At 71.0% G+C, this 21,986-nt stretch carries 17 protein-coding genes; 8 read left to right on the top strand and 9 right to left on the bottom strand.

The features are described from left to right. Nucleotides 1–52 precede the first annotated feature (52 nt). Both rpoC and rpoB read right to left on the bottom strand, forming a co-directional pair. On the bottom strand, nucleotides 53–3,949 hold the full coding sequence (rpoC, locus tag ACWGST_RS15010; RefSeq protein ID WP_452047469.1) for a DNA-directed RNA polymerase subunit beta': 3,897 nt from the start codon (nucleotides 3,947–3,949) through the stop codon (nucleotides 53–55). A 42-nt stretch (nucleotides 3,950–3,991) separates the two neighbouring features. After that, nucleotides 3,992–7,483 (bottom strand): DNA-directed RNA polymerase subunit beta, encoded by a 3,492-nt coding sequence (gene rpoB / locus ACWGST_RS15005; protein WP_452047468.1) that lies wholly within the window; start codon nucleotides 7,481–7,483, stop codon nucleotides 3,992–3,994. A gap of 273 nt (nucleotides 7,484–7,756) precedes the next feature. Between rpoB and ACWGST_RS15000 the strand changes: the two genes are divergently transcribed. Next, the gene (locus ACWGST_RS15000) at nucleotides 7,757–8,527 is read left to right on the top strand and encodes a spermidine synthase (protein ID WP_452047467.1); all 771 of its coding nucleotides are present in this window, start codon (nucleotides 7,757–7,759) and stop codon (nucleotides 8,525–8,527) included. Between the two features lie 45 nt (nucleotides 8,528–8,572). Then, the gene (locus tag ACWGST_RS14995) at nucleotides 8,573–9,433 is read left to right on the top strand and encodes a spermidine synthase (RefSeq protein ID WP_452047466.1); all 861 of its coding nucleotides are present in this window, start codon (nucleotides 8,573–8,575) and stop codon (nucleotides 9,431–9,433) included. 16 nt (nucleotides 9,434–9,449) lie between these two features. On the opposite strand, the gene ACWGST_RS14990 is transcribed toward ACWGST_RS14995, so the two are convergent. Further along, entirely contained in the window at nucleotides 9,450–10,121 is a 672-nt protein-coding gene (locus ACWGST_RS14990) for a hypothetical protein (RefSeq protein ID WP_452047465.1), read from the bottom strand. 192 nt (nucleotides 10,122–10,313) lie between these two features. Between ACWGST_RS14990 and ACWGST_RS14985 the strand changes: the two genes are divergently transcribed. Both ACWGST_RS14985 and ACWGST_RS14980 read left to right on the top strand, forming a co-directional pair. Then, nucleotides 10,314–11,507, top strand: a complete 1,194-nt coding sequence (locus ACWGST_RS14985) for a sensor histidine kinase (protein WP_452047464.1) — start codon at nucleotides 10,314–10,316, stop codon at nucleotides 11,505–11,507. Then, the gene (locus ACWGST_RS14980; RefSeq protein ID WP_452047463.1) at nucleotides 11,504–12,175 is read left to right on the top strand and encodes a response regulator; all 672 of its coding nucleotides are present in this window, start codon (nucleotides 11,504–11,506) and stop codon (nucleotides 12,173–12,175) included. The genes ACWGST_RS14985 and ACWGST_RS14980 overlap by 4 nt, the downstream gene beginning before the upstream one ends. 28 nt (nucleotides 12,176–12,203) lie before the next feature. On the opposite strand, the gene ACWGST_RS14975 is transcribed toward ACWGST_RS14980, so the two are convergent. From ACWGST_RS14975 to ACWGST_RS14965, 3 genes are read right to left on the bottom strand one after another with little or no spacing between them, the layout of a single operon-like run. Then, complete coding sequence (locus ACWGST_RS14975; protein WP_452047462.1) at nucleotides 12,204–13,064, bottom strand: 5-oxoprolinase subunit C family protein; 861 nt, start codon at nucleotides 13,062–13,064, stop codon at nucleotides 12,204–12,206. Then, the gene (locus ACWGST_RS14970) at nucleotides 13,061–13,693 is read right to left on the bottom strand and encodes a 5-oxoprolinase subunit B family protein (RefSeq protein WP_452047461.1); all 633 of its coding nucleotides are present in this window, start codon (nucleotides 13,691–13,693) and stop codon (nucleotides 13,061–13,063) included. Before ACWGST_RS14970 ends, ACWGST_RS14975 begins: the two co-directional genes overlap by 4 nt. Further along, nucleotides 13,690–14,475, bottom strand: a complete 786-nt coding sequence (locus tag ACWGST_RS14965; protein WP_452047460.1) for a LamB/YcsF family protein — start codon at nucleotides 14,473–14,475, stop codon at nucleotides 13,690–13,692. Before ACWGST_RS14965 ends, ACWGST_RS14970 begins: the two co-directional genes overlap by 4 nt. Nucleotides 14,476–14,625: 150 nt before the next feature. Here ACWGST_RS14965 and ACWGST_RS14960 point away from each other — a divergent pair, with 150 nt between their 5' ends. The 3 genes from ACWGST_RS14960 to ACWGST_RS14950 all read left to right on the top strand — a co-directional run bounded on the left by ACWGST_RS14960 (nucleotide 14,626) and on the right by ACWGST_RS14950 (nucleotide 17,024). Continuing rightward, the gene (locus ACWGST_RS14960) at nucleotides 14,626–15,795 is read left to right on the top strand and encodes a PQQ-dependent sugar dehydrogenase (RefSeq protein WP_452047470.1); all 1,170 of its coding nucleotides are present in this window, start codon (nucleotides 14,626–14,628) and stop codon (nucleotides 15,793–15,795) included. A 74-nt stretch (nucleotides 15,796–15,869) separates the two neighbouring features. Next, nucleotides 15,870–16,367, top strand: coding sequence for a SprT-like domain-containing protein (locus ACWGST_RS14955; RefSeq protein ID WP_452047459.1), 498 nt, complete (start codon nucleotides 15,870–15,872; stop codon nucleotides 16,365–16,367). Between the two features lie 45 nt (nucleotides 16,368–16,412). Then, nucleotides 16,413–17,024, top strand: coding sequence for a CGNR zinc finger domain-containing protein (locus ACWGST_RS14950; RefSeq protein WP_452047458.1), 612 nt, complete (start codon nucleotides 16,413–16,415; stop codon nucleotides 17,022–17,024). A gap of 51 nt (nucleotides 17,025–17,075) precedes the next feature. Here the strand turns inward: ACWGST_RS14950 and ACWGST_RS14945 are convergent, their stop codons facing one another. Both ACWGST_RS14945 and ACWGST_RS14940 read right to left on the bottom strand, forming a co-directional pair. Continuing rightward, nucleotides 17,076–17,654, bottom strand: a complete 579-nt coding sequence (locus ACWGST_RS14945; RefSeq protein WP_452047457.1) for a 2-phosphosulfolactate phosphatase — start codon at nucleotides 17,652–17,654, stop codon at nucleotides 17,076–17,078. 31 nt (nucleotides 17,655–17,685) lie between these two features. Continuing rightward, complete coding sequence (locus tag ACWGST_RS14940; RefSeq protein ID WP_452047456.1) at nucleotides 17,686–18,945, bottom strand: hypothetical protein; 1,260 nt, start codon at nucleotides 18,943–18,945, stop codon at nucleotides 17,686–17,688. A 318-nt stretch (nucleotides 18,946–19,263) separates the two neighbouring features. Between ACWGST_RS14940 and ACWGST_RS14935 the strand changes: the two genes are divergently transcribed. Beyond that, nucleotides 19,264–20,880, top strand: coding sequence for a DEAD/DEAH box helicase (locus ACWGST_RS14935; protein ID WP_452047455.1), 1,617 nt, complete (start codon nucleotides 19,264–19,266; stop codon nucleotides 20,878–20,880). Nucleotides 20,881–21,011: 131 nt separating this feature from the next. Here ACWGST_RS14935 and ACWGST_RS14930 read toward each other — a convergent pair. Continuing rightward, nucleotides 21,012–21,986: DUF222 domain-containing protein (locus tag ACWGST_RS14930; protein WP_452047454.1), on the bottom strand; the 975-nt coding region annotated here is incomplete at its 5' end.

The following is a 21,986-nucleotide window of genomic DNA, read 5'->3' as shown; positions in this document are numbered from 1 at the left end:
GAACGAAACAGGGCCCCGGATCGCTCCGAGGCCCTGCTGTCGTATCGGCTGACTAGCTGTAGTTGCCGGGGGTGAAGTCGTCGCTCGAGAACGCGTCGAAGTCGACGAAGCTCAAGTCGCCCTCGGTGAACGCGGCGTCGTCGGTGAAGATGCGGTTCGGGTACCGCTCCGCCTTCGCCTCCTCCGTCGCCTCGACGTTGACGTTGCGGTACTTGCCGAGGCCGGTACCCGCCGGGATGAGCTTTCCGATGATGACGTTCTCTTTGAGACCGACGAGCGGGTCGGACTTGCCCTCCATGGCGGCCTGCGTGAGCACGCGGGTCGTCTCCTGGAAGGACGCGGCCGACAGCCACGACTCGGTCGCGAGCGAGGCCTTGGTGATACCCATGACCTCCTGGCGGGCCGAGGCGGTCTTCTTGCCCTCGGTCAGCGCGGCGCGGTTGATGTCGTTGTACTTCAGGCGGTCGACGAGCTCACCGGGCAGCAGGTCGGTGTCGCCGTGGTCGACGACGGTGACCTTGCGCAGCATCTGGCGCACGATGACCTCGATGTGCTTGTCGTGGATCGGCACACCCTGCGAACGGTAGACGTCCTGCACGCCGTTGACGAGGTGCTTCTGCACTTCGCGCACACCCTTGACCCGCAGAACTTCCTTCGGGTCGACGGTGCCGACGATCAGCTGCTGACCGAGCTCGACGTGCTGTCCGTCTTCGACCAGGAGGGTCGAACGCTTGAGCACGTTGTACGCGATCGGCTCGTCGCCGTTGTCGGGCGTGAGGATGACCTTGCGCTGCTTGTCGGTCTCGTCGATCGTGATGCGACCCGGGGCCTCGACGATGGGCGACGCACCCTTGGGGGTGCGCGCCTCGAAGAGCTCCTGCACGCGGGGCAGACCCTGCGTGATGTCGTCGGCCGAGGCCGAACCACCGGTGTGGAAGGTACGCATCGTCAGCTGCGTGCCGGGCTCGCCGATCGACTGGGCCGCGATGATGCCGACGGCCTCGCCGATGTCGACGAGCTTGCCGGTCGCGAGCGAACGGCCGTAGCACTTCGCGCAGACACCGACGGCCGACTCGCAAGTGAGCACGGAGCGCACCTTGATCGTCTCGACCGCTGCGGCGATGAGCTTGTCGATGAGCACGTCGCCGACGTCTTCACCGGCATCCGCCACGACCTCGCCCTTGGCGTTGACCGCGTCGGCGGCCAGGCTGCGGGCGTAGACCGCGTTCTCGACGTTCGGGTCGCGCACGAGCGCACCCGCTGCATCGGTCGTCGCGATCGGCAGCTCGAGACCCTTGGTCGTGCCGCAGTCGTCTTCGCGGATGATGACATCCTGCGAGACGTCGACGAGACGACGCGTGAGGTAGCCCGAGTCGGCCGTACGGAGGGCCGTGTCGGCCAGACCCTTGCGGGCACCGTGCGTCGCGATGAAGTACTCGGCGACCGAGAGGCCCTCGCGGTAGCTCGAGATGATCGGGCGAGGGATGATCTCACCCTTCGGGTTGTTCACGAGGCCTCGCATGCCGGCGATGTTGCGCACCTGCAGCCAGTTACCACGAGCACCCGACGTCACCATGCGGTTGATGGTGTTGTCGGTCGGGAAGTTCTCCTGCATGGCCTTGGCGACCTCGTCGGTCGCCTTGGTCCAGATCTGGATGAGCTCCTGGCGACGCTCGAGGTCGGTCGTCAGACCCTTCTCGAACTGGCCCTGCACCTTGGCGGCCTGCTTCTCGTACTTCGAGACGATCTCGCCCTTGTTCGGCGGCGTCAGGATGTCGGAGAGTGCGACGGTCACGCCCGAACGGGTCGCCCACTTGAAGCCGGCGTCCTTGATGCGGTCGAGGGTCGCGGCGACCTCGGTCTTCGGGTAGCGCTCGGCGAGGTCGTTGACGATCTCGGAGATCTGCGTCTTGCCCGCCTGCGCGTTCACGTAGGGGTAGTCGACCGGCAGCGCCTCGTTGAAGAGGGCGCGACCGAGGGTCGTCTCGAGCAGGTACGGCTTTCCGGGAACGAAGTTCTCGGGGGTCTCGCCCTCGGCGAAGTGCAGGCCCTCGAGACGGATCTTGACCGTGGCGCCGAGGTCGAGCGCGAGCTCGCCCGGACGGTTCTGGTCGAACGCGAGGATGGCCTCGGAGATCGACGAGAACGCGCGACCCTCACCTGCGGCGCCGGGCTTGCCGGTCGTCAGGTGGTGCAGGCCGATGATCATGTCCTGCGTGGGCAGGGTCACCGGGCGGCCGTCGGACGGCTTCAGGATGTTGTTCGAGGCGAGCATCAGGATGCGGGCCTCGGCCTGCGCCTCCACCGAGAGGGGAAGGTGCACGGCCATCTGGTCGCCGTCGAAGTCCGCGTTGAACGCAGCACACACGAGCGGGTGGAGCTGGATCGCCTTGCCCTCGACGAGCTGCGGCTCGAACGCCTGGATGCCGAGACGGTGCAGCGTGGGTGCACGGTTCAGCAGCACCGGGCGCTCGCGGATGATCTCTTCGAGCACGTCCCACACCTGGGGGCGCGAACGCTCGACCATGCGCTTGGCCGCCTTGATGTTCTGAGCGTGGCTCAGATCGATCAGTCGCTTGATGACGAACGGCTTGAAGAGCTCGAGCGCCATCTGCTTGGGCAGACCGCACTGGTGCAGCTTCAGCTGCGGGCCGACGACGATGACCGAACGGCCCGAGTAGTCGACGCGCTTGCCGAGCAGGTTCTGGCGGAAGCGACCCTGCTTTCCCTTGAGCATGTCGCTCAGGGACTTTAGGGCGCGGTTGCCGGTACCGGTGACGGGGCGACCGCGGCGGCCGTTGTCGAACAGCGCGTCGACGGCCTCCTGCAGCATGCGCTTCTCGTTGTTCACGATGATCTCGGGGGCGCCGAGATCGAGCAGACGACGAAGACGGTTGTTGCGGTTGATCACACGACGGTAGAGGTCGTTGAGGTCGGAGGTCGCGAAGCGGCCACCGTCGAGCTGCACCATCGGGCGCAGCTCGGGCGGGATCACCGGCACGACGTCGAGCACCATCGCAGCCGGCGAGTTGCCGGTCGAGAGGAACGAGCTGACGACGCGCAGTCGCTTGATCGCGCGGATCTTCTTCTGACCCTTGCCCTCGGCGATCTGCAGGCGCAGATCTTCGGCCTCGGCGGCCAGGTCGAAGGCCTCGAGGCGCTTCTTGATGGCCTCGGCGCCCATGTAGGCGTCGAAGTACATGCCGAAGCGGTCCTGGAGCTCGTGGAAGTCGGCGTCTTCGGGCTTGAGGTCGCCGACCTTGAGGGTGCGGAAGGCCTCCCACACGCGCTCGAGGTGCGCGATCTGCTCGTCGCCCGACTTGCGGACCTGCGTCATCTCCTTGTCGGCGGCCGCTTCGGCGCGCTTCTTCTGGTCGGACTTGGCGCCCTCCGCCTCGAGTGCGGCGAGCTCCTCCTCCTTGCGCGTCATCAGCGTCGCGATGCGGGCGTCGCGCTGGTCGCCGATGGTCTTGATCTCGAGCCGGAGCTCGTTCTCGAGGCCGGGCATGTCGGCGTGACGACCCTCGTCGTCGACGTCGATCACCATGTAGGCGGCGAAGTAGATGACCTTCTCGAGGTCTTTCGGCGCCATGTCGAGCAGGTAGCCGAGACGGCTGGGCACACCCTTGAAGTACCAGATGTGCGTGACCGGAGCGGCGAGCTCGATGTGGCCCATGCGCTCACGGCGCACGGAGGACTTGGTGACCTCCACGCCGCAGCGCTCGCAGACGATGCCCTTGAAGCGGACACGCTTGTACTTGCCGCAGGCGCACTCCCAGTCGCGGCTCGGGCCGAAGATCTGTTCGCCGAACAGACCGTCCTTCTCGGGCTTCAGGGTGCGGTAGTTGATGGTTTCGGGCTTCTTGACCTCACCGTAGGACCACTTGCGGATGTCCTCTGCGGTGGCCAGGCCGATGCGAAGCTCGTCAAAAGTCGTTGCGTCGAGCAATTTCTCTCCTTGGAAAGTTCTGTAGTCGTCTACTGGCCAGGCTTAGATCTCGTCGATGTTCGACGACTCGAAGCGCGCGGAGATGTTGATGCCGAGCTCTTCCGCAGCGCGGAAGGCCTCGTCGTCGGTGTCGCGGAGCGAGACCGCGGTGCCGTCGGCCGAGAGCACCTCGACGTTCAGGCAGAGCGACTGCATCTCTTTCATGAGCACCTTGAACGACTCGGGGATGCCGGGCTCCTGGATGTTCTCGCCCTTGACGATCGCCTCGTACACCTTGACGCGGCCGAGGATGTCGTCGGACTTGATCGTGAGGAGCTCCTGCAGCGCGTATGCCGCACCGTAGGCCTGGAGCGCCCAGACCTCCATCTCACCGAATCGCTGGCCACCGAACTGCGCCTTACCACCGAGCGGCTGCTGGGTGATCATCGAGTACGGGCCCGTCGAACGCGCGTGGATCTTGTCGTCGACGAGGTGGTGCAGCTTCAGGATGTACATGTAGCCGACCGAGACCGGGTACGGGAAGGGCTCGCCGGAACGACCGTCGAAGAGCTGCGTCTTGCCGCTCGAGTCGATCAGTCGCTCGCCGTCGCGGTTCGGGAGCGTCGAGTCGAGCAGACCCGCGATCTCCTCTTCGAGGGCGCCGTCGAACACCGGGGTCGCGACCTTGGTGCCGGGCGCGGCCTCGTGTGCATCCTTCGGGAGCTTCTTGGCCCACGCCGGGCTGCCGTCGACCTTCCAGCCCTGCTTGGCGACCCAGCCGAGGTGGGTCTCGAGCACCTGGCCGAAGTTCATGCGGCCGGGGATGCCGAGCGGGTTCAGGATGACATCGACCGGGGTTCCGTCGGCGAGGAACGGCATGTCCTCGACCGGGAGGATCTTGGAGATGACGCCCTTGTTGCCGTGACGGCCGGCGAGCTTGTCGCCCTCGGTGATCTTGCGCTTCTGGGCGATGTAGACGACCACGCGCTGGTTGACGCCCGAGCCGAGCTCGTCGTCGCCGTCTTGCGAGTCGAAGACCTTGACGGCGATGATCGTGCCCTGCTCGCCGTGGGGCACCTTCAGCGAGGTGTCGCGCACTTCGCGGCTCTTCTCGTTGAAGATCGCACGGAGCAGACGCTCTTCGGCCGACAGCTCGGTCTCGCCCTTCGGCGTGACCTTGCCGACGAGGATGTCGCCGGGGCGGACCTCGGCGCCGATGCGGATGATGCCGCGCTCGTCGAGGTCGGCCAGCAGGTCGGGGCTGACGTTCGGGAGATCACGGGTGATCTCCTCCTTGCCGAGCTTCGTGTCGCGGGCGTCGACCTCGTACTCCTCGATGTGGATCGACGAGAGCACGTCGTCCTTCACGAGGTTCTGGCTGAGGATGATCGCGTCTTCGAAGTTGTGACCCTCCCACGGCATGAACGCGACCAGCAGGTTCTTGCCGAGCGCGAGCTCGCCGTTGTCGGTCGCAGGACCGTCGGCGATGACCTCGCCGACCTCGACGCGGTCGCCCGCGTTCACGAGCACGCGGTTGTTGTACGAGGTGCCCTGGTTGGAGCGGTCGAACTTGCGCAGGAAGTAGGTCTGCGTGCCGCCCGCGTCGAGCTGCACGGTGACCGAGTCGGCCGAGACCTCTGCCACGACACCGGCCTGGTCGGCCGTGATGACGTCACCGGCGTCGATGGCCGCGTAGCCCTCCATGCCCGTGCCGACGAACGGCGAGTCGCTGCGCAGCAGCGGCACAGCCTGACGCTGCATGTTGGCACCCATGAGGGCGCGGTTCGCGTCGTCGTGCTCGAGGAACGGGATGAGCGAGGTGCCGACCGACACCATCTGGCGCGGCGAGACGTCCATGTAGCCGATCAGCTCGGCGGGAACGAGGTCGACCTCGCCGCCCTTCTGACGGGCGAGCACGCGGTCTTCGGAGAAGTGACCGTCGGCCTTGAGCGGCGCGTTGGCCTGGGCGACGATGTAGTCGTCTTCCTCGGACGCCGTGAGGTAGTCGATCTGGTCGGTGACCTTGCCGGCGACGACCTTGCGGTACGGCGTCTCGATGAAACCGAACGAGTTGATGCGCGCGAACGATGCGAGCGAACCGATGAGGCCGATGTTCGGGCCTTCCGGGGTCTCGATCGGGCACATGCGGCCGTAGTGCGAGGGGTGCACGTCTCGCACCTCGACGCCGGCGCGGTCGCGCGAGAGACCACCGGGGCCGAGCGCCGAGAGGCGACGCTTGTGGGTCAGACCCGCGAGCGGGTTGTTCTGGTCCATGAACTGCGACAGCTGCGAGGTGCCGAAGAACTCCTTGATCGCAGCGACGACGGGTCGCACGTTGATCAGGGTCTGCGGGGTGATCGCCTCGATGTCCTGAGTGGTCATGCGCTCGCGCACGACGCGCTCCATGCGCGACAGACCGGTGCGGACCTGGTTCTGGATGAGCTCGCCCACCGCGCGGATGCGACGGTTGCCGAAGTTGTCGATGTCGTCGACGTCGAGGCGCAGGTCGACCGCCTTGCCGGCGCGGCGGCCGGGCAGGGTGGTGCGCTCGTCGTGGAGTGCGACGAGGTACTTGATCGTCGCGACGATGTCTTGAACCGTCAGCACCGAGTCGGTGAGGGGAGCCTCGAGGCCGAGCTTGTTGTTGATCTTGTACCGGCCGACCTTCGCGAGGTCGTAGCGCTTCGGGTTGAAGTAGAAGTTGTCGAGGAGCGCACGCGCGGCCTCGGCAGCGACCTGCTCGCCCGGACGGAGCTTGCGGTAGATGTCCTTGAGCGCCTCTTCCTTCGTGAGGATGTTGTCCTTCTCGAGGGTGAGGGCGATCGACTCGTAGCCGGCGAACTCCTCGAGGATCTCTTCGGAGGTGAGGCCGAGGGCCTTCAGGAAGACGGTGACGGACTGCTTGCGCTTGCGGTCGATGCGCACGCCGACCTGGTCGCGCTTGTCGATCTCGAACTCGAGCCATGCGCCACGGCTCGGGATGACGCGAGCCGAGTAGATGTCTTTGTCGGAGGTCTTCTCGGGGGTGCGCTCGAAGTAGACGCCCGGCGAACGCACGAGCTGCGAGACGACGACGCGCTCGGTGCCGTTGATGACGAACGTGCCCTTGGGGGTCATGAGCGGGAAGTCGCCCATGAAGACGGTCTGCGTCTTGATCTCACCCGTGAGGTGGTTCATGAACTCGGCGTTCACGTACAGCGGCGCAGAGAAGGTCTTCGACTTCTCTTTGCACTCGTCGATCGTGTACTTCGGCGGCTCGAGCTCGGGGTTGGTGAACGAGAGCTGCATGGTCTCACCGAGGTCTTCGATCGGTGAGATCTCTTCGAAGATCTCTTCAAGACCGGTGGTCTCGGGCAGGTCTTGACGACCGGCCGCCTTGCCCTCGGAGAGGCGTGTCTTCCACGCCTCGTTGCCGACGAGCCAGTCGAAACTCTCGGTCTGGAGAGCGAGCAGGTCGGGTACCGTAAGGGTGTCGGTGACCTTGGCGAACGAGAGACGGCTTGCACCGCGTCCGTTCTTGGGGGTGGGCGTGGTCGCGTTGCGCGCAGCAGCCAAGTGAATAACCTCCATGGCCCCGTCGGGCCGGTTCACTGTCGGTAGCGGAGAGTGGAACCCCTCAGACGAGTGCGGATGCCGAAGACCTCAGGATCTCGACACGCACGGAAGCCGACCGCAATATGAAGGCATGGTGGGTCTGGGAGCGCAAAGGTTAACTATATGGCGCAGAACGCGTTGTGTCCAGTCGAATCTTGATTTGTCTTCGAATCTCCGGTATAACGCGGGGCCGCGCTCGCAGAAGCCGGCCTGCATCCATGACACGATGCAGGCATGGCGCCGCACATCGAGTTCGAGGCCGACGTGTTCTCGAAGCACGGGATGACCCTGCTCGTCGACGGCAGCGCCCAGTCGCACGTCGACCCCGCCGACCCCACCCACCTGTTCTTCGAGTACACGCGCCGCATCGGGCACGTCGTCGACGCGCTCGGCGGGCCGGGTGCGGCGGGTGCGGCGAACGCACCGATCCACGCGCTGCACCTCGGCGGCGGCGCGCTCACGCTCGCGCGCTACATCGCGGCGACCCGTCCCGGTTCGACGCAGACGGTCGTCGAGCTCGACCGCGCCGTGCTCGACACCGTGCTCACCGCGCTGCCGCTGCCGCGCGACGCGGCCGTCGAGCTCGTCGTCGGCGACGCGGCATCCGTCGTCGGCACGCTCGACGGACCCTTCGACGTCGTGATCGTCGACCTCTACACCCGGTTGGAATCGCCGCCGTTCGTCGAGACCGTCGCCTTCATGAGCGGATGCCTCGGGCTGCTGTCGCCCGCCGGCGTGCTGGTCGCCAACGTGGCCGATGCCGCAGGGCTCGTGCGATTGCGCAGGCAGGCGCGGGCGATCGCCCGCGCCGACCCCGCGGCCGAGTTGCTCGTCGCGGGCGACACGGGCGTGCTCTCGGGGGACGACGAGGGCAACGCCGTGCTCGTCGCGGCGCCCGGCGGCCTGCCGTCCGCCCTGCGCGAACGCCTGCTGGCCCAAGGCCCGCACCCCGCTACGGTGCTCGTCGGCGATCGGCTCGACTTCGCGCTCTGGGGCGCGTGCTGACTGCTCGCGGCGATCGGGTGAACCGGGCGCGGTAGCGTGGCATCCGTGCCAGAGTTCGAACGCCGCCTCGCCGTCAGCGGCCATCTCGCCCGACTCGAGGAGTCGCGACAGTCGCCGGGCTCGTGGACCCTGTATATCGACGGCACCCCGCAATCGCACGTCGAGATCGATCGCCCCGACTGGCTCGGCTTCGAGTACGTGCGCCGCATCGGGCACGCGGTCGACCTCGTGCGGCCCGAGGGCCGACCCGTCACGGCCGTGCACCTCGGCGGCGGCGCGCTCACACTCCCCCGCTACGTCGCCGCGACCCGACCGGGCTCCCGGCAGCAGGTCGTCGAGCTCGAATCCGATCTCGTGGAGTTCGTGCGCGAGCACCTGCCGCTGTCGCGTGGCGCGCAGGTGCGGGTGCGCCACGGCGACGCCCGCGAGGTGCTCGCGAAGCTGCCGGCCGGCCTCGACGGCGCCGTCGACATCGCGATCGTCGACATCTTCTCGGGCTCGCGCACGCCAGCGCACGTGACGAGCGCCGAGTTCTACGGGCTCGTCTCGCCGCGGCTGGCCCCCGGCGGCATCGTCGCGGTCAACGTCGCCGACGGCGCCGGCCTCGCCTTCGCCCGCTCGCAGGCCGCGACGCTCGCGCACGTCTTCGACCACCTCGCGATCGCCGCCGACACCTCGATGCTGAAGGGGCGCCGCTTCGGCAACGTCGTGATGTACGCCTCGCACGACGAACTGCCCTTCGCCGGCCTGCCGCGACGACTCGCGAGCGACCCGGCGCCGGCGAAGCTCGTCGATGGCGAGGAGCTCCGCCGGTTCATCGCCGGCGCACCGGTCGTGACAGATGCCACGGCGGTGCCGTCGCCGCCGCCGGCTCGCTCGGTGTTCCTCTCGAAGCCGGGCGGCTGACGGCGGCATCCGCTCGTCAGGCCGGCGCGGTCTCGGACTCGGTAGTGCGCCCGACCGCGACGTCCGCCTCCTTCGCGGTCATCCAGTCGCGCAGTTCGCTGCGGAAGACGACGACGGCCAGCGCTCCGTAGCCGGCGACGAGGAGCACCGCCGAACCGAGCATCGCCCAGAGGCCGATGCCGCTGAGGAAGAACTCCACGACGACCCAGCCGATCAGCACGAAGCCGACCCACGCGACGCCGAGCCCGGCGCGGAAGAGCGCGATCGCGAGGAGGACGACGCCGCCGACCGCGCCGAGGAGGCTCAGGAGCGACAGCGGCGCGGCCGGCCCCTGCAATGCGGCCTGCACGGCGGCGGGCGCGCCGTCGCCGCTGCCGGCGGCGACGAGCGAGATGCCGGCGAACGCCGAGTGGCCGATCGCACCGAGCACGGTCAGCGCCGCGGCGATGGGGGCGAGCACGGGTGTGCGGTCGCGCAGCAGGTGTGCGACGCCGATGATGCCGACGATGATCGCAGCCTGCGCCCCGAGGAACGCATATGCCGAGACGACCGCGGTCGCGGCACCCGCCGCAGCCGGGTCGGACCCGTCGAGCGGGGGCGCGGTGAGCACGAACACGAGCGAGAGCATCGCGAACAGTGCGAGGCACACCGCCGTGATGAGACGGTGGAACGAGGCGAGGCGGAACATCGGGACTCCTTCGATTTCTGATGACGGCCGGAGGGCCGGTCTTGCCGCCAAAGCTAGGGAGGAATCGGAGCCGGCGGATCCGTCGCGAGGCCCGAGCGCCGTGACCGCCGTCGACGCTCGATCGCCCCCGGTCGATACCGGGGTCGACTGCAGGATGACGCACGCCGCTCGGCATGCCGATACCGTGAGGCCATGCAGCGGCGACGGTTCTGGCACGGTGTGCAGGACGCCGCCCTCGCCCTCGCCCTCGCGGCCGCCGGCATCGCCGAGGCCTTCGGACTCGTCGAGTCGGTGCTGGGCGACGGCTCACCGGTCGTGAGCTCCATCGGCGTCGTGCTCGCGGCGGGCCTGATCTCGCAGCGCCGCCTGCACACGTGGCTTCTGCCGGGGGTGTTCGCCGTATGGCTCGTCATCGGCGTGCTCACGCTCGGCCACCTGCAGTCGCTGTTCTGGGGCCAGCTGGTGCCGTTCATGCTCGCCCTGTACAGCCTCGCGCGGCACGGGCGCGGGCGCCTGCCGTGGATCGGCGCCGGCTCCGCAGCCCTGGTGCTACTTCTCGCCGACATCTTCCTGCCGGTACTGCAGGGGGTCGAGGAGATCGTCTTCCACTGGATGCTGTGCACCGTCGCGTTCGCCACGGGCTGGGGGCTGCGCGCCTCGGAGGACCGCGCCGTCGCCGCGGCGATCAGGGCCCGCGCGGCCGAGGCCGAGGCACGCGAACGCGCCGAGGCGGCCGCCACAGCGGAACGGGCACGGATCGCCCGGGAACTGCACGACATCCTGGCGCACTCGGTGAGTGTGATGGTCGTGCAGGCCGGCGCCGCCGAGCAGGTCGTCGACGAGGATCCCGAATACGTTCGCGGCGCCCTCGCCGCGATCCGGGCGGCCGGCACGAGCTCACTCGACGAGGTGCGCCGTGTCGTCTCGCTGCTGCGCGAGTCGGATGCCGCCGGCGGCCTCGAGCCGCAGCCGGGCATCGCCGCGATCGGCGACCTGGTGGACGCGACCCGGGCCGGCGGGCTCGAGGTAGATCTCGTGGTCTCGGGCGTCCACGAGGACGTGCCGCCCGGGCTCGGGCTCGCCGTCTATCGCATCGTGCAGGAGGCGCTCACGAACGTCCGGAAGCACTCGGGCGCCCGCCGCGCGCGCGTGGCGGTTCGGTGCGACCCGGAGTCGCTCACGATCGAGGTCCACGACGACGGCGCGGGCGCGAGTGGCGCCCCGGGCGCACTGGACGCGACGGGTATCTCGGGCATCTCGGGCGAGCCCGGTCACGGTCTCATCGGCATGCGGGAACGCGCCGCGATCTACGGCGGGCGACTCGACGCGGGCCCCTCCGCCGACGGATACCTCGTGAGCGCCGTGATCCCCAGGGCGGCGACATGAGCCCCGCGACCCGCGTGCTCGTCGTCGACGACCAGGACCTCGTCCGTGCGGGGTTCCGCCTCATCCTCGAGCGCGCCGGCCTCGACGTCGTCGCCGAGGCCGCCGACGGGCTCGAGGCGGTCGAGCAGGCCACGGCGACGCGGCCCGACGTCGTGCTCATGGACGTGCGGATGCCGCGGCTCGACGGCATCGAGGCCACCCGACGCATCCTCGCCCTGCCGGGGCCCGTGCCGCGCGTGATCGCGCTCACGACGTTCGACCTCGACGAGCACGTCTACGGCGCGATCCGCGCCGGGGCATCCGGATACCTGCTGAAGGACATCTCACCGGCGGGACTCGTCAACGCCGTGCACGTCGTGGCGGCCGGCGAGGCCATGCTCGCACCCGCGGTCATCGGCCGCATGATCGACCGCTACGTGCGGCAGCGGCCCGTCGCCGAGGCGATGCGAGACCGCCTCGCCGAGCTGACCGAGCGCGAGACCGCCGTCGCGACGCTCGTGGCACGAGGTCTGCCGAATGCGGAGATCGCCGCGCGGCTCTTCCTCAGCGAGGCCACCGTGAAGTCGTACGTCTCGCGGCTGCTCGCGAAGCTCGCGCTGCGCGATCGCGTGCAGATCGCCGTGTTCGCATACGAGTCGGGGCTCGTGCGGGTCGGCGACGAGTCCTGACGGCTCTGGCGGATCGACTGCGACCCGCTCACGCGTGCCGGAACCGCACGGCCTGGCCGGGTCGCAACTGGGCGACCGCGTCGAGCGACGCGCGCGCCACGATCGCGATGACGGGGTAGCCGCCCGTGACGGGCCGGTCGGCGAGCAGGATCGTCGGCCGCCCGTCGCCGGCGACCTGGATCGACCCGGGCACGGTGGCCTCGCTCGGCAGCTCACCGGCTCGCCGTCGCTCCAGCGCCGGTCCGACGAGCCGGGCGCCGATGCGGTCGGCGTGCTCCGAGAGACGCCAGTCGGACTCGAACAGGGTCGTGCGCGCGGCATCCGTGAACCAGTCGGCTCGCGGTCCGTCGTGCAGCGCGAGCGTCACGGCGTCGAGCGGCGGCGGGAAGGCGACCTCCTGGTCGACGACGGGCACGGATGCCGCGGGCTCGGCGCCGATCGCGAGCACGTCGCCGGGGCCGACTGGGTCGGGGCCGAGCGCGGCGAGGGTGTCGCGCGAGCGCGAGCCGAGCACGGCGGGCACGTCGATGCCGCCGCGCACCGCGAGCAGGTAGCGGATGCCGCGTTCGGCCGTGCCGATCTCGAGCACCGCGCCGTCGGCGGCGCGGACCGCCGTGTAGGGCTCGATCGCACGACCGTCGAGTCGGAGGCTCCCCCAGGCGCCGGTGACGGCGAACCAGGCCCCGCCCTCGAATCGGGCGCGGAAGCCGCCGACGAGCACCTCGAGCGCCGCCGCCCCGTCGGGATTGCCGACGAGCCGGTTCGCGAGCGAGAGCGCGCCGCGGTCGAGCGCGCCGGAAGCCGCGACCCCGAGGCCGGCGAGGCCCGGGCGCCCGAGGTCCTGCACGAGTGCGAGGGCGCCCGGCTGATCGACGTGCAGGCGGGTCATGAGACCTCGACCGCCTCGAAGCGGATGCGCCGGCCCGGGGCGAGCAGCGCCGGCTGCTCGGAACTCGGGTCCCACACGGTCGCGTCGGTGCGGCCGATGAGCCGCCAGCCGCCGGGACTCGGCCGGGGGTAGACGCCGCCGAACACCCCGGCGAGCGCGACGGCGCCCGCCGGAACGCGCGTGCGCGGTGCGCCCAGTCGCGGCACCTCGAACGGCCAGTCGTCGCTTACGAGGTAACCGAATCCGGGGGCGAAGCCGATGAAGGCGACCCGCCATTCGGCGGCGGTGTGGCGGGCCACGAGCGCTTCGGGCGAGACGGCGAGCAGGGCGGCCGTCGCGGTGAGGTCGTCGCCGTCGTAGACGACCGGGATGGTCACGTCGTCGGCGACATGGTGCGGCTTGCGAGTGCCGGCCTCGATCGGCGTGCGGCGCACCCATGTCGCAGCGGATTCGAGCGGCAGTCGCCCGGGGTCGACCGCGACGAGGATCGTGCGCGCCGCGGGCACGAGCTCGACGACGCCCGCCGGCGGGTCGGCGGCGAGCGCGTCGTGCAGCGCGAGCACCTCGTCGAGGCTGTCGCACTCGACGAGCAGGGCGGACTCGCCGCTCGGCAGCAGACGCAGGCTCATGCGAACGACTCGATCGTGTAGTCGGCGCGTTCGAGCGCGGCGCGCACTGCGCGGGCGATCGCGACGGCGCCGGTGGTGTCGCCGTGCAGGCAGAGCGAGTCGGCGGCGAGTTCGACACGGCTGCCGTCGTCGGCGGCGATGCCGCCGGTCTCGGCGATTTCAAGGGCCCGGTCGGATGCCGCGGCGGGATCGTCGACCACCGCACCCGGCTCCCCGCGGGGCACGAGCGAGCCGTCGGCCGTGTACCCCCGGTCGACGAAGGCCTCGCGGGCGTAGCGGAGCCCCGCGGCATCCGCCGCCCGTGCGATCGCGCCGAGCGGCTGGCCGAGCACGGTCAGCGCGGGGTCGAAGGCGGCGACCGCCTCGACGAAGGCGTGAGCGGCCGATTCGTCGGCCGCGAGCCGGTGGTAGAGCGCTCCGTGCGCCTTGACGTAGCGCACCCGGGTGCCGGCGGCGCGGGCGATGCCGTCGAGGGCGCCGAGCTGGGCGAGGAGCTCGGCGGCGATCTCGGCGGGAGCCGTGTCGAGGGCGCGGCGCCCGAACCCCGCGAGGTCGCGGTAGCCCGGGTGCGCGCCGAGCGCGACGCCGTGCCGCGCCGCGAGGCGAGCGCTCGCGAGCATCGTCACGGGATCGCCCGCGTGGAACCCGCACGCGACGTTCGCGCTCGAGACGAGGGCGAACAGCGCCTGATCGTCGCCGAGCCGCCACGCCCCGAACGACTCGCCGAGGTCGGCGTTCAGGTCGATGCTCTTCAGATCGATGAGGTCGAACTCGGCGGGCATGCTCCCATTGTGGCCCGGAACCGGAGCACACTGGGGAGAGGAGGACGGATGCCGCGCAATCGGATGCCCCACGCGGGCGGAGGCGGAGGCGCACCACGACGGCACCGATCGCGGATCGTCGGGCGCGCGGCATCCGCTGCGCTGCTCTCGATGCCCCTCGTGCTCTCGGTGTCGCTCGCCGCGCTCTCGGGCTGCGCACCGACTCCCCCGCTGCCGACCCCGACGCCGCTGCCGAGCTCTGCCGGCCCCTCGACGGCGCCGCCCGCCACCCCCGTGCCGCCGCCGCCCGTGCTGCAACCGTCGGGCTCGCCCGAGGCGATCGCCGAGGAGTTGGGCGCGCCGTGGTCGATCCTCGTGCTGCCGAACGGGGGCGTGCTCGTCAGCGAGCGCGATCGCGGCGACGTCGTCGAGGTGCTGCCCGACGGCGGCCTCCGGGTGGCGGCGGCCGTGCCCGGCGTGTCGGCCGGCGGCGAGGGCGGGCTGCTCGGGCTCGCCTTCCTGCCGGGCGACGGCGCACGGCCCGATCGGGTCTACGCGTACCACACCGCCGAATCCGACAACCGGGTCGTGCGGATGCCCCTCACCGGCGACCCCGGCTCGCTCTCGCTCGGCCCGGCCGAGCCCGTGCTCACGGGAATTCCGCGCGGCGGCGCGAACCACAACGGCGGCCGCATCGCCTTCGGACCCGACGGCCTGCTCTACGTCACGAGCGGCGACGCCGGCGATCGGAACGCCGCGCAGGACCCTTCCTCCCTCTCGGGGAAGATCCTCCGGGTGACGCCGGACGGCGCCCCCGCCCCCGGCAACCCCTTCGGCAACGCCGTGTGGTCGCTCGGCCACCGCAACCCGCAGGGCATCGCGTGGGATGCCGACGGCGAGCTCTGGGCGGCCGAGTTCGGGCAGAACACGTGGGACGAGCTGAACCGCATCTCACGCGGCGCGAACTACGGCTGGCCGATCGTCGAGGGCGTCGCCGGGGACCCGCGCTTCGTCGACCCCGTCATGCAGTGGTCGACGTCGGAGGCGAGCCCGAGCGGGCTCGCGGTGATCGGCGACACGCTGTTCCTCGCCGCGCTGCGCGGTGAGCGGGTGTGGGCGATCGCGCCGGCGACCGGCGACGCCGGCGGCACCGGCGGCACCGGCGACGGTGCCCTCACGGCGACGCCGTGGTTCGCCGGCGAACTCGGCCGCATCCGCGATGTCGCGGCGGCCCCCGACGGCTCGCTGGGGCTCATCACGAACAACACCGACGGGCGGGGCTCGCCTCGCGAGGGCGACGACCGGCTGTACCGCGTTCCGCTCGCACCGGCGGCGGGCTGACCGCGGAAACCGACACCCGATCGGGGGTCGGCGCCTCCTCGCCCGCGTCGGTCGTCGGCGCTATTGTCTCTTTCATGGCGGATCTCGAGCGGGTGAGACGGTGGGCCGAGGCCCTCATCGTGCTGCATCTCGACGCCGCCACCTGGAGTTTCGCGTTCGACAATGCGAAGAAGCGCGCGGGCCTCTGCAACTACACCGACAGGCGCATCTCGGTCTCGCGCTACCTCGCCGCCCGCTACGACGACGACGAGATCCACCAGATCCTGTTGCACGAGGTCGCGCACGCCCTCGCGGGGCCGCGTGCCGGGCACGGGCCGAAGTGGGCCTCGATCGCCGCGGGGCTCGGCTACGTCGGGCGGCGCACCCACGACGGCGAGGTGGCGCACGAGCTCGCGCCATGGATCGGGCGCTGCCCGGCCGGCCACGAGCACTTCCGGTATCGCGAGCCGCAGCGCCAGCTGAGCTGCGGGCTCTGCCGACGCGGGTTCGACAGCGCCAACCTCATCGTGTGGCGGCGCCGCGAGATCACTCCAGCGGTGCGCCGCCAGGCCGCGAGCGCCGCCGCCGGCTGAGCGAACGGCGCTGCCGGCCCCGCCGTCACCGGCTAGATTGGTGGCGTGCCCGTCTCAACCGTCTCGATCGCCGTCGGGCAATGGTTCACCACCGGCGAGGGTGTTCGCTGGTGGTTCGACTCGGGTTCGTTCGCGCTCGATTTCGCCTACACCGGTCAGATCGGCGCACTGCGCGGCGACGAATTGCTGCACGCCCCCGACGACCTCACCCGCTGGCTGGGCGACCGGTTCCCCGTCGCGGTCGGCGCCGCCCGCTCACGCGACCTCTTCGACGCAGTCGCGCTGCGCGATGCGATCAGCCGCATGGCGGTGGCCGCGAGCCGGGGCGAGGCACTGCGCGCCGCCGACGTCGACCTCGTGAACCTCTACGCGGCGACCCCCGACATCCCGCCGTCGCTCGCGGGCGGCACCCGCCAGGCCGGCCGCTCGGTGCAGACCGTGGCGCAAGCGCTCTCGACGATCGCCCGCGACGCGGTCGACCTCTTCGGCCAGCCGAACGCCGGACGCATCCGCTGCTGCTCGGGCGGCGACTGCGATGTCGTCTACCTCGACACCTCGCGGGCGGCGAGCCGCCGCTGGTGCTCGATGCAGCGCTGCGGCAACCGTGCGAAGGTGCGCGCGCACCGCGCACGCAAGGCCGGGCGCGTCGCGGCCTGAGCACTGCGCGGCCTGAGCACTGCGCCGCCTGAGCGCGGCGCTCACGTGCGATCAGTCGATGGATGCCTCGGCACCCGAGCCGCCTCGAAGCACGCGCGCATCGCCGCGCGCATCGAGCGAGGCGGCCTCGTGCACGGTGTCGGCGCTCATGCCGGCGGCCACCGCCGCGCGACCCGACGTCGACGCAGAGGTCAGGTGCCGCACCGCCCGGCGCAAGCCCCCGAACGCCGATGACGCGACGGCCGCCTCGGGCGAGGTGTCGTCGATGCCGAGTGCGGTGAGCGCGTCGATGACGGCGCCCGCGCCGAGCAGGTCGTCGACCGTGAACCCTCCGTCGGCATCGCCGGCGGCGACGACCGCGAGGTACGCCCGCCGCCCGAGTCGCTCCTGTTCGGCGAGGATCCACCCGGCCGTCGCCGTGGCGTCGACGAGCCCGCCCTCGAGCACGGCCGCCGAGGCCGGTGCGAGACCGACGAGCTCGGCCGGCGAGGGCGACCACGCGGCATCCGGCAGCACGTCGACCCAGACCACGATGTCGACGCCGGCCGAGATGCGCGCTGCGCCGCGACGGCCCCAGTCGAGCCGCACCTGGTACTTCGTCTGGCCGAACGCCGCGCTCGATTCATTCACCGCAGCAGCGTAGCGGGCGGCCGCAGCCCTGTCAGCGGCCACGGTAGAGCGCGAGCGCCTCGGCGTCGCTCGCCCGCGACGTCGCCCGGCGTGCGGCGTCGAGCGCGGCCACGGGGTCGGGCTCCTGCCGGGCGATCACGAGTTGGCGCTCGGCCTCGGCGAGGCGGGTGCGGGCGTCGACCCCGACCCCGTGGCCGCCGCGTTCGATCGCCGCGCGAGCGACGCGCAACTGGCTCTCGGCGATCGCCATCGCACCGCCGAGCGCACCCCGTGCCCCGTCGAGTCGGCCCTGTGCGTTGCGCGCAGCGGCGCGCGCGACCTCGAGGCGGTCGCGAGCGGCCCGCAGCCGGTCACGGTCTGCGACGGGATCCCCGGCGAGCTCGGCGCGGCCCGCCATCGCCGCCGAGCCCGAGCCGATCTCGGCGCCGATCGCCGCCGCGGCATCCGGGTCCTCCTGTGCATCGCGCTCTCGCCGGGCAGCCACGAGTTCGCGGTCGAGCGCGGCGGCCTCGTCCGACGCCTCCTTCTGAGCGGCGGCGAGCGACAGCTCGACCGCGTCGATCTGGTCGAGCTCACGGGCGGCGCGATCGAGCCGCCCGCTCGCGGCGGCCAGCAGTTCGGCGGTCGGCTCGGAGCGGCCGAGTCGCGCTTCGGCATCGTCGAGCGCGGCGACGGCATCGGCGAGCGCGGTGTCGACGCGGGTCGCCGCACCGCGCGCCGACTCGAGTGCCGAGGCGGCGAACCGCGTGGCGAGCCGGCTGAGCATCGCCGTGGCCTCGACCCGGCGCCGGGCGAGCCGCGCGGCCTCCTCGCGCAGGGCGGGCAGCTCGTCATGGGCGCCGCGTTCGGTGCGCCGCCGCGCGGCGAGCCCGGCCTCGGCGTCGTCGATCGTGCCGATCGCAGAGGTGCACAGCCCCTCGATGCGCGCGCTCCAGGTACGTCGCTCGGCGGCAGTGTCGGCTTCGGCGTCGTCGAGTCGCTGCTGCAGGATGAACGCCTCCCGCATCCACCCGCGCGCCGAATCGAGGGCGCGGCGCAACGCCCGCGCCTGGGTCGAGTCGGCGCCGAACTGCGCCTCTGCGTACGCGAGTTCGCGCTCGGCGTCGCGCACGGTGTTGTCGGCCTGCACGATGAGCCCCTTCGCCCGCACCTCCACGGCCGCGCCGTCGGCGAGTGCGGTGCGCTCGCGCCTGGCGCCGGCCCGGCGCAGCGCCGCGACCGCACCGACGAGCACTGCGGCGGCGGCGGCGAAGACGAGGAGGGAGGGCAACCACCAGAGTCCATCGGGCATGTGCGGGAGTCTAGGCGTTCGCGCTTCACGCTCGGTGTTCTGCGCCGGGCACGGGCTCGCCCGGGCCGGCTCAGGACACGCACAGCGAGGCATCCGCTAGACTGTCTCTTGGTGCGCGCGACACAGCGCCGCCTGCGTCGTAGAAACGCTTTCCGGGCACTGTGCGCTGTACCTCTTCAAATCGCGCGGTGACCCGTTGACTCTCATACGGCGAACGGATGCGCCGACCGGCGCCTTCGCCAATACCCACCGCCGGGTCGACAACTCTCCGCTTCGCGGAGCTCGATCCTTCGGTGTGCTCTGCCCTGAAAGGCACCAATGACCGACATCACCTTCAGCACGCTCGGCGTGCCCGCACCACTCGTCTCCGTACTCGCGGCCGACGGCAAGACCACCGCGTTCCCGATCCAGGTCGACACGCTGCCCGACACGCTCGCCGGACGCGACGTGCTCGGCCGCGGCAAGACCGGCTCGGGCAAGACCATCGCCTTCGCGCTGCCCATGGTGGCGCGCCTCGGCACCTCGCTCGCCGGTGGCCGTCGCCGCCCGGGCCGCCCCCTCGCGCTCGTGCTCGCCCCGACCCGCGAGCTCGCGACCCAGATCGACGCCGTGCTCGCACCGCTCGCCGCCGCCTACGACATGAAGACCACGACGATCTTCGGCGGCATCAACCAGAAGCGCCAGGTCGACGCGCTGCGCGCCGGCGTCGACATCGTCGTCGCCTGCCCCGGCCGTCTCGAAGACCTCATGAAGCAGGGCTTCGTGACGCTCGACGCGATCGAGATCACCGTGCTCGACGAGGCCGACCACATGGCCGACCTCGGGTTCCTGCCCGTCGTCACGCGCATCATGGACAAGACCCCTGCCGACGGCCAGCGCCTGCTCTTCTCGGCGACGCTCGACAACGGCGTCGACAAGCTCGTCAAGCGCTTCCTCCACAACGAGGTGCTGCACTCGGTCGACGAGGCCACCTCGCACGTCGCCGCGATGACCCACCACGTCTTCGAGGTCGCCGACGTCGACGCGAAGAACGATCTCGTGAAGACCCTCGCGAGCGGCACCGGCCGCCGCATCCTCTTCATGCGCACGAAGCACCACGCCAAGAAGCTCGCGAAGAAGCTCACCGAGCAGGGCATCCCCGCGGTCGACCTGCACGGCAACCTCTCGCAGCCGCAGCGCGACCGCAACCTCGCCGCGTTCAGCGACGGCTCGGCGAAGGTCATGGTGGCAACGGATGTCGCGGCGCGCGGTGTGCACGTCGACGACATCGAGCTCGTGATCCACGTCGACCCGCCCATGGAGCACAAGGCGTACCTGCACCGCTCGGGCCGCACGGCTCGCGCCGGCAGCGAGGGCGACGTCGTCACCATCAGCCTTCCCGCGCAGCGGCAAGACCTGAAGACCCTGCTCCGCAAGGCCGCGATCACCGTCACGCCGCAGCAGGTCACCGCGACCTCGCCGGTCGTGACCACGCTCGTCGGCGACGTCGCACCGTACGTGAAGCCGGCGCCTCGCGCCGCGGTGACGCAGCAGGGCGGCGGCGGCGGCGGTCGATCGCAGGGCGCCAACGCCCAGCGCAAGCGCGCCGCTCGCGACGAGCGCGGCGGTTCCGGAGCCGGCGGTGCTGCAGTCGGCAACGGAGGCGGCCAGGGCCGTGGTCGCGGTCGCGGCGGCAACGCCGGCGGCACCAGCGCCGGCGCCGGCCGCAGCGGCCAGTCGGATGTCGCAGGCGCACCCCGTCGCGACCGCTCGGGTCGACCCGCCGAGGCGCGTGCGAACGCCCCGAAGCAGGGCGGTGGCCAGGGCCGCGGCGCGCAGACCACGGGCGCGCAGCGCGGGGCATCCACTCGCTCGGGCGGCAAGGCTCCCCTGCGCGTCGGCAGCCTCGTCTCGCCGTCGGGCAACTCGCGCGGCAACCGCCGCGCTCAGGGCTGAGCCGCCCTGAGCCGAACACGCTGAACGGCCTGTCTCAGCAACGGCCTGTGCGAACGGCCTGTGCGAACGGTCCCGTCGAGCTTTCTGCTCGTCGGGGCCGTTCGCGTTTCCACCCGACGACGACGGCGTCGTCAGAAGGGTGGTGGGTCGGTGTAGGTGCGGCCGGTGGGGCTTGCCCAGGTGACGCTGTGGTCGGGGTTCTTGGTCTGGGTGTATCGGGTGGCGTGTTTGAGGGTGTGGTCGCCTCGGCAGAGGGGGCAGAGGTTGTCGGGGTTCGTCGGGCCGTTGTGTGCCCAGGCGTGGTCGTGGTCGAGGTCGGCGGTGATCGAGAGCCGGTTGCAGCCGGGTCGGGAGCATCGGCCGTGGGTCAGGGCGAGCCAGAGACGTTGCGCCCGGGACGGCCGATACGTCGTGCGGTCCAACACGAGCGGGGCGGCGGTGACCGGGTCGACGGCCAGGCGCCGGAACGAGGGGGCGTCGGCGAAGAGTTGCCGGGCGGTCGCGTCATCGATCGGCCCGACGCCGTCGAGCATCGCCAGCTCACCACCGAGGCCTGTCGCGCCTGAACTCGCGCTTTCTCCCGCGCCCGCACCCGCGCCCGCACTCGTGCTCGCACCCGTGCTTGCACCCGTGCTCATGCCCGCTCCAGATCCCGTGCCGGAATTGCCGGGGGTGCGGGTGAGGTTCAGCAGTGGGATGGTGACGATGATCTCGGTGCGGGCCGCGGTCGGGGTGCCGGCCCCGGTCAACCACGCGGCCGCGGTATCGGCGCGGAGCTGGTCCATGCTGCGCGTCTCACCCGGGACGCCGGCGTCGCGGCGAGCGGTCGCATCCAGACGAGCACCGATCTTCGCCGCCTCGATCTGGGTGGTGTACAGGTTGACCCAGGACATGCCGTCGTCGACGTGGACGATGCTCACCCGGCGTTCGGTGACCGCACGGGCGTGCGCGGCCTGGACGTGATCGCGTTCCAGACGGGCCGAGATCGTGCGGGCACGCTGCCGGAACCGCGCCGTCGTGACCGACCCGATCACCCCCGCCAGTGCAGCATCGAGTTCGGGCAGCCGGGCATCGCCCGGCGCGAACCCGGCCGCCGCCTCGACCGC

It is taken from the genome of Agromyces sp. NPDC055520 (assembly GCF_053619715.1).
This window is presented reverse-complemented; position numbering and strand designations above follow the sequence as displayed.